Source organism: Nocardia anaemiae NBRC 100462 (assembly GCF_001612725.1).
Classification (GTDB): Bacteria; Actinomycetota; Actinomycetes; order Mycobacteriales; family Mycobacteriaceae; genus Nocardia; species Nocardia anaemiae.
The window spans coordinates 1-8824 of sequence record NZ_BDAZ01000013.1 but is presented as its reverse complement, the minus strand read 5'-3'; the positions used below and the strand labels follow the sequence as shown (position 1 = coordinate 8824).

Genomic DNA, 8824 nt, shown 5'->3' with positions numbered 1-8824 from the left:
CTATGCCAGCGTGGCGTCTGTGTTCCCGAGTTCAGTTCTCATCAATCAAGCAAAAAATGTTCATTGGCACTATCTGCCCGCCAGGCCGACCTCGTTACATGGGCGCGACCATGCCCGCCACCCACCGACCGGCTCCGCCGGGAAGTTCAATGCAGATCACCGAAACAATCTACCGTCGTCGTCGCCAGCCGACCAATCAGCTCCCATAGCTGGAAAACATCAACCCAGGCAGCGGGACCATCGCAAGTTTGCCGGGTACCTGTCACCGATCTCACACTGCTTGCGAAGGTCGGTGCCGATCACGGGCCGGGTCATAGAGATGGGACTGGGTACAGGACAGATTCGGGGCGAGGGCGCGGCCAACGAGAATGACGGCGGCTTGACGCAGACCCGCCGATTCGACCTGGTCGGCGATATCGGTGAGGGTGCCGCGCAGGACGAGTTGATCGGGTTGGCTGGCCCGGTAGACCACGGCGGTCGGGCAATCGGCGCCGTATGCCGGGATCAGCTCGGCCGCCAACGCGCGGATTCGGGTAATGACCAGATGCAGCACCAGGGTGGCCCGGGTCCGGGCGAAGTTCGCGAGGGCCTCCGACTCCGGCATGGCGGTCGAGCGGGCCCGGGTACGGGTGAGCACCACCGACTGGACCACTTCGGGGATGGTCAACTCGGTGCCGAGCAGGGCGGCCGCGGCGGCGTAGGCGGGGACACCCGGGGTGATGTCCCATGGCACGTCCGCGGCGTCGAGACGGCGGGTTTGTTCGGTGAGGGCCGAATATATGGAGGGGTCGCCGGAGCAGAGCCGGGCGATGTCCTTGCCCGAGCGGTGCGCGCGCACAAGATGCTCGGTGATCTGGTCGATGTCCAGGTGTTGGGTGTCGATCAGCTCGGTATCGGGAGCGCAGTGCGCGAGCACCTCGGGGTCCAGGTAGGTGCCCGCGTAGAGACAGACCGCGGCAGTGCGCAGCAGCTCGACCGCGCGGACGGTCAGCAGGTCCGCGGCGCCCGGCCCGGCCCCGATGAAGTGCACGGTCATGCGAGCGAGTCTAGGACGAGGCCGTCGCGTCGAAGTGGGCGATCACCTTCGACGGGTGCACCCGGACCACCAGTTCGCCAGGGACGCCATTGCGCTTGCCGAATTCCTCGGCGCGATCCGCGCCCATATAGCGGCCGCCGATCTCGGTAGCGCTGCGCAGGAGTTCGTCGGGATCCTCGGACAGGGTCACGGTGCCCTGGATCTGAATCGACGAGTACGGCGGTTCCTCGAGGTCGACCACCAGCGCGATGCGCGGATCGCGGGCGAAGGCCTTTCCCTTGGCCGACGCCTTGCCGGTATTGAAGACCAGCTCGTCGCCCTCGAGCACAAACCACACCGGCGTCACCACCGGGCGGCCGCCAGAGGTCACAAAGGCGACCTTCGCAGTTCGCGTGCCATGAGAAAGGAATTCGCGCACATCGCGATCCAAGAGGGAGACCATCCCCCAACCCTAGAACCCCCCGCCGCCTCCAACCACCAGCCACACCCGACTGGACAGATGATTATGTGGAAACCATGGCGGCAAACGCGAGAAGCCTCCGCCACCAGTGCCACCTGATCTTGATCGCTGACTAGATGGCGCCTTGTTCGCGGGCGCGGGCGACGGCGGAGGTGCGGGAGCGGACGCCGAGTTTGGCGTAGATGTGCACCAGGTGGGATTTGACGGTGGTTTCGCTGAGGAATAGTTCCTTGGCTATCTCGCGGTTGGAGCTGCCGTCGGCAACTAGGCGCAGTACCTCGATTTCGCGCGGACTCAGGGTGGTGTCGGCGCGGCGCACGCGGATCATCAGTTTCGAGGCGACCGCGGGCGACAGCACACTCTCGCCCGCGGCCGCCGACCGCACCGCGGCGAGCAGCTCCATCGGCGGGGTGTCCTTGAGGATGTAGCCGCAGGCCCCGGCCTCGATGGCGCTGAGGATATCGGCGTCGGTGTCGTAGTTGGTGACGACCAGGACATTGGGCGGCTGTGGCAGCGCCCGCAATTCGGCGGTCGCATCGACGCCCGAGCGTCCGGGCCCGAAGCTGAGATCCATCAGCACCAGATCGACCGGGGTGGTGCTACAGAGCGCGACGGCCGCCTCGGCGGTCGGTGCGTCGCCGACGACGGTGATGTCGGGATTGCTCTCCAGTAGTGCGCGCAGGCCCGCGCGCACAATGGCATGGTCGTCGGCAAGGAGCAGGCGAATCATGGGTAGCGCTCCTGGTCCGTGGCATTTGGTATGCCCGCTGCGGGCGTACCGGATTCGTTCGGTGCAGGCCCGGATTCCGTTGCGCGTGCGGTCAGGTCGGGGTGGTTCGGCATGGACGCGGATTGCGCAGGGCTCGCTTCCGCTGCGGGTAGGCCCGAATCGGCTGCGCCGAAACCGGATTCAGTAGGTGGGGGCTCCAGCGGAAATGAGACGGCGACCGCGGTGTGGCCGGGTTCGGATTCGACCGCCATGGTCCCACCCTGCTGTTCGACGCGACTGTGCATGGCGGCCAGCCCGAAGGTGCCCGATGGGGCGCGGTCGAGCACAGCGGGATCGATGCCCATGCCGTCATCGACCACGTCGAGGTACACATCGGAATCGGCGTAGGTCAGGGTCAATCGCATCCGGCTCGCGCCCGCGTGGCGCAGCACGTTCGAGACCGCCCCCTGCGCGATCCGAACCAGTGCCGCCTCGACGGGCATGGGCAGGCGCTCCGGGGTGCCCTCGACGACCATCTGGGTGCGCAGCCCCGGAGTCTCGGCGCGTCGACAGATGCGCTCGAGCGCCTGCGCGAGGCTCTGCCCCTCCAAGGCGACCGGAGTCAATTCCGCTATCAGCCTTCGGGTTTCGGCCAAATTCTCCGCCGCGGTCTCGCGGGCCAGTCGAATCTGTTGCAGCGCAGGGTGTTCCGGTGCGGACTGTTCCGCGGCGTGCAGCAGCAGTTGGATACTGCTCAACCCCTGCGCGACGGTGTCGTGGATCTCCTGCGCCAGCCGTTCGCGCTCGGCCAATTTCCCCGCCGTGCGCTCCTGTTCGGCGAGAGTCGCTCGGGTACTGAGCAATTCGTCGATCAGCCGCTGACGTTCGGCGGATTCGCGGAACAGCGCCTGGTAGCCGAGCCCGATCCCGACCGCCACGGCCGCGCCGAGCACCGGCCCGATCACCCCCGCCACCGACCAGCCGCGATGCGCACCGAAACCGATCACCGCCAGCACGGTGGCCGCACCGACCGCGACCAGACTCCACGGTCGCGGCAGCAGATGCAGATAGAGGAAGAACAGACCGAATGCGAGGTATCCGGCATCGGGCGCGAGCACCACGAGACCGAGCCACAGCACCGTCAGCGCCGCCAGCCAGATGCGAATGCCCGCCGGGTGGCGGCCGACCAGCGCACCGGCGAAATACACCGCCAGGAACAGCACTGTCAACGTGACGACGCCGAGCGGGTGTCCGGCACCCGGCAGCAGCGCACGCACCGCGACCACCACGGCCAGCGTCGTCACCAGCACATGCAGCCCCAACCGCAGCGCGGTGAAGACGGGGGTCAGCGGCGACGAATGCACGTTGTCAGCTTATGTGCGGCTATCCGAGCGGCATCCATCGAAAGGCGTAAAACACCGACCAACCTTCGATCGGGGCGCATTCCTCCGCGTGCGCGATGGCGCGAGCTCCAGCGCGCGGCAGGGTGATGGTATGTTCGTCGCACTCCGGGATCTGCGGGCCGCACGCGGCCGCTTTCTGCTCATCACGCTGGTTGTCACCCTGGTGGCGCTGCTGGTGAGTTTCCTCAGCGGTCTCACCGCCGGACTCGCGCACCAGAACATCTCGGCCATCGAGGCGATCCACGCCGATGCCATTGTCTTCGCGGATGCCAGCGCGGATCCCTCCTTCGATACCTCCGCACTGACCGAGCAACAAGTCGAGATCTGGCGGACAGCCGCAAGCTCCGTTGACCCGATCGGCATCAGTCGGGCCGAGGGTGCGGTATCTGGTCAGGGTGCGACCAAACCCGCTCGAGTCGCGCTGTTCGGCTCCACCGGAACCACCTTCGGCAACCGCTTCGCAACCGATTCCGGCAGCGTCGTGCTCAGCACCGGCGCGGCCAAGGCCCTCGATGCCATCGCCGGTGACACCATCACGCTCGGCGCGGGCAGCTTCCGGGTCGCCGCGGTACAGGGCGATGACTGGTACAGCCACACCCCCGTCATCTGGATGACGCTCACCGACTGGCAATCGATAAGCCCGCGCGGTGGTGCCGCCACGGTGCTCGCGGTATCCGGCATCCCGAATACCGCCTCCGCCAACGCATCTGCGCATACGTCCTCGGCCAGCGTTTCCGAATCGCTGTCGGCATTGAGTTCCTACAAAGCCGAAAACGGTTCGCTGACACTGATGACGGTGCTGCTCTTCGCCATCTCGGCCCTGGTGATCGGCGCGTTCTTCACCGTGTGGACGGTGCAACGCACGCCCGATATCGCAACCTTGAAAGCACTCGGGGCGACATCCGGCGCGCTGGTCCGCGACGCCCTCACCCAAGCGGCAATCGTGCTGACCGCCGGTGTCGCTGTCGGACTCGGAATCACCATCACCGCAGCGACTTTCATAGGTGACTCACTGCCATTCGTACTCAGCGTTTCGACAACCCTGTTCCCGGCCGCGGCCCTGATCGTCCTCGGTCTGCTCGGCGCCGCCTTCGCCCTGCGCTTCCTGTTCACCACCGACCCGCTGATCGCGCTCAGCGCCACCCGCTGACCTCCGGAGACCCACATGACCACCGCGACCATGACCAAGACCGCTCTCACCGTCAGCGATACGACCCTCACCTACCCGGACGGCGCGGGCCGCCGCACCGCACTGGACAAGGTGAACCTGCACGTCACCGGCGGCACCATCGCCGCGATCACCGGCCCCTCCGGCTCCGGGAAATCCAGCCTCCTCGCCGTAGTCTCCACCCTGATCCGCCCCGACTCCGGCCACATAACCCTGGAAACACCCGACGGCACAGTCGATCTCGCAAACCTCACCCGACGTGCAGCCGCCGCCCTGCGCCGTTCATCCATCGGCATCGTCTTCCAACAACCCAACCTGATCCCCGCCCTGACCGCCGTCGAACAACTCGAGGTCATGTCCCACCTCGGCCAGCACCTGTTCACCTCCCCCACCCGACGCCGCGAAACCCGCACCAAGGCAATGGAATTACTCGACTCGGTCGGCCTCGCCGACCAACATGCCAAACGCCCCGCCCAACTATCCGGCGGCCAACGCCAACGCGTCAACATAGCCCGCGCCCTGATGAACGACCCATCCCTCCTGGTAATCGACGAACCGACCAGCGCCCTCGACACCGAACGAGGCACCGCCATAATCGAATTGATCCTCGCCGTGGTCCGCACCCACAACGCCGCCACCCTCCTGGTGACCCACGACCGAACCCACCTACACCAGATGAACACCATCCACCACATGACCGACGGCACCCTCACCCGCGTCCGTTGAAATCCGCACGCTCGCTGGGATTTTCCGGACGGTGGCTATCGAAGTCCACCCTGTCCCGAACCACGAGGGCGCCGTCATGCCACCAGCAACCGATTACGCCGATAAGCCGAGCAGGACATTCCGCTGCTCCCGCACCCGAACCTGAATCGCGTCGACTACCGCTGCGACCTCGGGCCTGCGCAATGTTTCGGTGCGCGTGACGAGCCAATAGGTGAGCCGGACGGAGACTTCCTTGCGAAGCAGTCGGATCAAGTCATCGTGCCGGTCGGCCATGAAACACGGGAGCAGACCGAGGCCAGCGGCCGCTCGGGTCGCCTCGACGTGCACGAAAACGTTGGTGGAAGTGACGGATTCACGCATGGCGGGTGCGAAGCTGGATGCCAGGTCCAAATCATCCACTTGCAGCATGGAATCGATGAAATAGACCAGCGAGTGGCGTGCGAGATCCCCTATGGCCGTTGGCGTTCCGTGTTCGCGGAGATAATCACGCGAACCGTATAGCCCGAGGCAGTAATCAGCCAATCGAATCGCCCTTGCGCGGTGCACTTGCGGTTCACCGACCACAACCTCGATATCCAGACCTGACCGCTGCTGGGAGGCCCGCCTGGTCGCCGCGACGATCTCGACCGAAATCTTCGGATGCCGCCGCTGCACGTCCGCGGCGGCCGGTGCCGCCATATAGGCACTGAATCCGTCGGTCGCCGAAATCCGAACCACACCCTCGAGCACCCGGGTGCCGTCCGCATCGGTCGCCAGTGACTTGACCGCCGATTCCACCGCCTCGGCCGCCGCCAACGCCTCCCGGCCGAGATCGGTCAGCTCCCAGCCACCGGTCGCCCGGGTGAGCACTCGTCCACCCAGCGTCTGCTCCAGTGCGGCAATGCGGCGCGAAATGGTGGTGTGGTTGATCCCGAGTTCCTCGGCGGCCGACACGAAGCGACCGGAGCGCCCGACGGCTAGCAGAACCAGCAGATCATCCGCGCTGGGGCGGCTGGGACCAGAGGCAGCCGCACTCATATCTGCATTCTTGCAGATGCGCACTGCACAACTGGTCATTGCACCCGAAGATATGTGCACGAATACTCGTTCTGACCACGAAATGTGGGGGCCGTCACATCTGCTCGGCAGATGTGGCCCCGGTCATGAAGGAGATGTTCGATGAGCGTGCGGGATGCGATGCGGCCGACGGGGAACGATCCCGGCGGGATACCGGCCGGGCTGAGGCGGGTGGTGGCCGCGTCCATGGCGGGCACCGTGGTCGAGTGGTACGAGTTCTTCCTCTACGGCACGGCCGCGACGCTCGTCTTCAGCAAGGTGTTCTTCGCCAAGGGCACCAGCGATCTGGACGCGATCCTCGCCGCTTTCATCACCTACGCCGTCGGTTTCGCCGCACGTCCGTTGGGCGGCGTCGTCTTCGGACATTTCGGTGATAAATACGGCCGTAAGAAGCTGCTGCAGTTCAGTCTGGTGCTGGTCGGTGCCGCGACGTTCCTGATGGGGTGTCTGCCGTCCTTCGCCCAAATCGGTTACTGGGCACCGACTTTGCTCGTTATCTTGCGATTCATCCAGGGCTTCGCGGTCGGCGGCGAATGGGGTGGCGCGGTATTGCTCGTTGCCGAACACAGTCCGAACAAGAGCCGCGGATTCTGGGCGAGCTGGCCGCAGGCCGGGGTGCCGGTGGGCAATATGTTGGCGACGGTCGCGCTGCTGGCATTGACCTCGACACTGTCCGACGCCGCCTTCCTGAGCTGGGGTTGGCGCGTGGCGTTCTGGTTGTCCGCGGTGGTCGTGCTGGTCGGCTACTACATTCGCACCAAGGTCACCGACGCACCGATTTTCGTTGCGGCACAGCAGGAAATCGAACAGATCAAGGCGAATTCGCTCAGTGTCGTCGAGGTGCTGCGGCGCTACCCGCGCGGCGTATTCACCGCCATGGGGCTGCGATTCGGCGAGAACATCCTTTACTACCTGGTGGTCACCTTCACCATCACCTATCTCAAGGTGCATGTGCACGTCGACACCAAGGTCATCCTCTGGTGGCTGCTTGCCGCCCATGCCGTGCATTTCTTCATGATTCCGTTGGCGGGCAATCTCTCCGATCGCTTCGGCAGGCGGCCGGTGTATCTGGTCGGCGCGCTCACCGCGGGCACCTGGGGCTTCTTCGCCTTTCCGATGATGGATAGCGGCCACAACGCGATCATCATGTCCGCGATCATTATCGGCCTGGTATTCCACGCCTTCATGTATGCGGGCCAGCCCGCGATCATGGCCGAGATGTTCCCCACTCGGATGCGGTATTCCGGTGTCTCCCTCGGTTATCAGGTCACCTCGATCGTGGCCGGATCGCTCGCCCCGATCATCGCCGTGCGCTTGCTCAATACTTATGAGTCGGCGGTACCGATCGCCATGTATTTGGCCGCAGCCGCGGCGATTACCGCGATCGCGGTCCTGTTCGCCCGGGAAACGAAGGGCATAACGCTGGAGAGCGTCGATACCGCCGACGCGCAAACCCTTGCCGCGCAAACCCCGGCAGCGCCTGTCGCGCAGGCCGAAACCCTACGAGCGGAGCTCAGATGAGTGAACTGACCGGACGTTCCGCCCTGATCACCGGCGGTGCCAGCGGCATCGGCGCCGCCTGCGCCAGGGAACTCGCGGCGCGTGGCGCTACCGTCACCATCGCCGATATCGATGACGTAGGTGCGAAAGCCCTCGCGAGTGAGATCGACGGAAAAGCCTGGGCCATAGATCTTCTCGACGTCGCGGCACTGGAAAAGCTCACCTTGGACGTCGATATCCTGGTGAACAACGCGGGTGTGCAGAGCATCAACCCGATCGAGGATTTCGCACCGGAGCGATTCCGGAACCTGATGACCCTCATGGTCGAAGCGCCGTTCCTGCTCATCCGCGCGGCACTGCCGCAGATGTATCGGCGCGGCTTCGGCCGGATCATCAATCTGTCCTCGGTGCACGGGTTGCGCGCGTCCGAATACAAGGTCGCGTACGTGACGGCCAAGCACGCACTGGAGGGCCTGTCCAAGGTGACCGCGCTCGAGGGCGGCCGCCACGGCGTCACCAGCAACTGCGTCAATCCGGGCTATGTCCGAACACCCTTGGTGGACAAGCAGATTGCCGATCAGGCCAAGGCGCACGGTATCGACGAGCAAGAGGTGCTGGAGCGGGTGCTGCTCACCGAGAGCGCGATCAAGCGCCTGGTCGAGCCGGAAGAGGTCGCGTCATTGGTGGGTTGGCTCGCCTCGCCGAACGCGGGAATGGTCACCGGTGCGTCCTACACCATGGACGGCGGATGGACCGCACGGTGATG

At 65.3% G+C, this 8824-nt stretch carries 9 protein-coding genes; 4 read left to right on the top strand and 5 right to left on the bottom strand.

The genetic code is table 11. The features are described from left to right. Positions 1-271: 271 nt before the first annotated feature. The 4 genes from cobM to NA5_RS09300 all read right to left on the bottom strand — a co-directional run bounded on the left by cobM (position 272) and on the right by NA5_RS09300 (position 3569). Entirely contained in the window at positions 272-1036 is a 765-nt protein-coding gene (cobM, locus tag NA5_RS09315) for a precorrin-4 C(11)-methyltransferase (RefSeq protein ID WP_062984061.1), read from the bottom strand. 10 nt (positions 1037-1046) lie between these two features. After that, positions 1047-1478: a PPOX class F420-dependent oxidoreductase gene (locus NA5_RS09310; protein WP_062984059.1), complete on the bottom strand. Its 432-nt coding sequence runs from the start codon at positions 1476-1478 to the stop codon at positions 1047-1049. Between the two features lie 130 nt (positions 1479-1608). Next, entirely contained in the window at positions 1609-2226 is a 618-nt protein-coding gene (locus NA5_RS09305) for a response regulator (protein ID WP_062984057.1), read from the bottom strand. Continuing rightward, the gene (locus NA5_RS09300; protein WP_084483989.1) at positions 2223-3569 is read right to left on the bottom strand and encodes a sensor histidine kinase; all 1347 of its coding nucleotides are present in this window, start codon (positions 3567-3569) and stop codon (positions 2223-2225) included. Before NA5_RS09300 ends, NA5_RS09305 begins: the two co-directional genes overlap by 4 nt. Before the next feature lie 130 nt (positions 3570-3699). Here NA5_RS09300 and NA5_RS09295 point away from each other — a divergent pair, with 130 nt between their 5' ends. Both NA5_RS09295 and NA5_RS09290 read left to right on the top strand, forming a co-directional pair. Further along, entirely contained in the window at positions 3700-4758 is a 1059-nt protein-coding gene (locus NA5_RS09295) for an ABC transporter permease (protein WP_062984067.1), read from the top strand. 30 nt (positions 4759-4788) lie between these two features. Next, positions 4789-5502: an ABC transporter ATP-binding protein gene (locus NA5_RS09290; RefSeq protein WP_062984065.1), complete on the top strand. Its 714-nt coding sequence runs from the start codon at positions 4789-4791 to the stop codon at positions 5500-5502. A 93-nt stretch (positions 5503-5595) separates the two neighbouring features. On the opposite strand, the gene NA5_RS09285 is transcribed toward NA5_RS09290, so the two are convergent. Further along, positions 5596-6519, bottom strand: a complete 924-nt coding sequence (locus NA5_RS09285) for a LysR family transcriptional regulator (RefSeq protein WP_245672165.1) — start codon at positions 6517-6519, stop codon at positions 5596-5598. A 141-nt stretch (positions 6520-6660) separates the two neighbouring features. On the opposite strand from NA5_RS09285, the gene NA5_RS09280 reads away from it, so the two are divergent. Further along, positions 6661-8079, top strand: a complete 1419-nt coding sequence (locus NA5_RS09280; RefSeq protein WP_062984048.1) for an MFS transporter — start codon at positions 6661-6663, stop codon at positions 8077-8079. Next, on the top strand, positions 8076-8822 hold the full coding sequence (locus NA5_RS09275; protein ID WP_062984044.1) for a 3-hydroxybutyrate dehydrogenase: 747 nt from the start codon (positions 8076-8078) through the stop codon (positions 8820-8822). The genes NA5_RS09280 and NA5_RS09275 overlap by 4 nt, the downstream gene beginning before the upstream one ends. The last annotated feature ends 2 nt before the right edge of the window (positions 8823-8824 follow it).

Bases quoted from the DNA above. Each gene is read 5' to 3' on its own strand.
- NA5_RS09305 (WP_062984057.1), bottom strand. From the start codon at position 2,226: ATGATTCGCCTGCTCCTTGCCGACGACCATGCCATTGTGCGCGCGGGC.
- NA5_RS09285 (WP_245672165.1), bottom strand. From the start codon at position 6,519: ATGAGTGCGGCTGCCTCTGGTCCCAGCCGCCCCAGCGCGGATGATCTG.
- NA5_RS09290 (WP_062984065.1), top strand. From the start codon at position 4,789: ATGACCAAGACCGCTCTCACCGTCAGCGATACGACCCTCACCTACCCG.
- NA5_RS09295 (WP_062984067.1), top strand. From the start codon at position 3,700: ATGTTCGTCGCACTCCGGGATCTGCGGGCCGCACGCGGCCGCTTTCTG.
- NA5_RS09310 (WP_062984059.1), bottom strand. From the start codon at position 1,478: ATGGTCTCCCTCTTGGATCGCGATGTGCGCGAATTCCTTTCTCATGGC.
- NA5_RS09275 (WP_062984044.1), top strand. From the start codon at position 8,076: ATGAGTGAACTGACCGGACGTTCCGCCCTGATCACCGGCGGTGCCAGC.
- NA5_RS09280 (WP_062984048.1), top strand. From the start codon at position 6,661: ATGAGCGTGCGGGATGCGATGCGGCCGACGGGGAACGATCCCGGCGGG.
- cobM (WP_062984061.1), bottom strand. From the start codon at position 1,036: ATGACCGTGCACTTCATCGGGGCCGGGCCGGGCGCCGCGGACCTGCTG.